Genomic DNA, 1,737 nt, shown 5'->3' on the forward strand with positions numbered 1-1,737 from the left:
GATTAAAGGTCTAAATTATTTAAACTTTAAATTGATGAATTAGTCTATCAAGTTGCTCACATTCATTCGCTAATTGCTCAAATGACTGCTCTGTTGATTGGACTTTATCCAACATTGCCTGACTTTTATCTGCGATGGCTTGAATATTCTGATTTACATCTTCACTCACTTGGCTCTGTTGAGTTGCCGCTGTAGCAATTTGCAAGTTCATCTCATTAATGACTTCAATCGATTGACCAATTGCATTCAGTGATTCATTGGCACTATTCGCTTGGTCTACAGTACGAGTACCACTTTCTCGACTTAATTCCATTGCGGATACAGCTTCATTAGCACCTTGCTGCAAGCGCTCAATCATCACTTGGATTTCTCCCGTGCTAGATTGTGTTTTACTTGCAAGTGAACGTACCTCATCGGCAACTACCGCAAAGCCACGGCCTTGCTCACCAGCACGTGCCGCTTCAATAGCCGCATTCAATGCCAATAAGTTTGTTTGATCGGCAATACCGCGAATGACATCAAGAATAGAAGCAATATTGCCTACATCTCGCTCTAAATTACTCACCACAGCACTGGAAGATTCGATTTCATTCGCAAGCTGGTGAATAGAGCTCACTGTAAAACCTAATGTTTCTTTTGCGGCTTCTGATTCATTATTAGCAACACAGGTCGCTTCTGCAGCTTCATTAGCGTGAGAGCTCACACTGTCGCTGGTTGCACTCATCTCGTGTACAGCTGTAGCAACTTGTGCACTTTCATTTTGTTGCTCAGTAACAGCAACTAGAATTGCTTCACTCTCTTTATGAATGTTATGACTTTCTTCACGAACCGATTGCACAATGCCTGTGACATCACGAATCGTATGCTGAATTTTTGATGTAAACTGATTGAATGCAGAGGCTAATTCGCCAATTTCATCTTTACTTTCCACCGCTACACGCTGAGTTAAATCACCTTCACCCGATGCAATATCGTTCATTGTAACGGTTAGACGACGCAATGGTGCCAACACGGCATTCGTAACAGTCCAAGTAATAAAAATAGAAAGCAAAACCGCAATAACGACGCCAACTTCCAGCACTAATGTCGCAATAGTAACTTCATCATCTATCAGTTTTCTAAGCTCTGCTTGCGCGACTTCTATTGCTTCATAAATAGATTTGAACTCACTACGCCATTTATCAAACGATGCAACTATCGCCGTTTGATTTTCAACAAAGTAAGTATGAGCGATTTCTGGGTTATCAACCATAAAGCGATAATGTTGATTAAACTCAGCAAAACTCCCCTTCATTTGGTCTAAGAGAGCTTGGTGGGAGTAATCTATGAACTGAATATCAATCAAACGTTGAGCCGACGTTAAGCGCGGTAACGCTTTACGTGCATTATCGTAATATTCTTCCTGATTATATTTAAGTAATGCTTGATCACCACCTGCTAGCAAAACACCTTGCCCAGCAGCGATAACCTGATACATATCGCGATAACCTTCATCCAATTGTACAAGGACAGGCTCTACTTCATCATTCATCAGCGTTTCAGCATTGCGCTGATCGGCAAAGACCACAAAAATAACCGTTAAAATTGCGAGAAAAACAATTGTCACTAACGTTGTGGGTGCTGCTACTTTGAAGCGAAAAGAAAGGTTATTAAACCACTGCATACTAACACCTTTTTTGTAATTTTGAGGGCAATATACTCGCAAATAAAAAACAGCCTAACTGTGCTACTTGTTGA

Annotated in this window: 1 protein-coding gene; it reads right to left on the reverse strand. The window is 40.8% G+C overall.

The genetic code is table 11. The features are described 5' to 3' along the window. Positions 1 to 19 precede the first annotated feature (19 nt). Positions 20 to 1,663 (reverse strand): methyl-accepting chemotaxis protein, encoded by a 1,644-nt coding sequence (locus tag ASV53_RS23860; RefSeq protein ID WP_094958971.1) that lies wholly within the window; start codon positions 1,661 to 1,663, stop codon positions 20 to 22. Positions 1,664 to 1,737 lie beyond the last annotated feature (74 nt).

It is taken from the genome of Photobacterium sanguinicancri (genome assembly GCF_002265265.1).
Lineage (GTDB): Bacteria > Pseudomonadota > Gammaproteobacteria > Enterobacterales > Vibrionaceae > Photobacterium > Photobacterium sanguinicancri.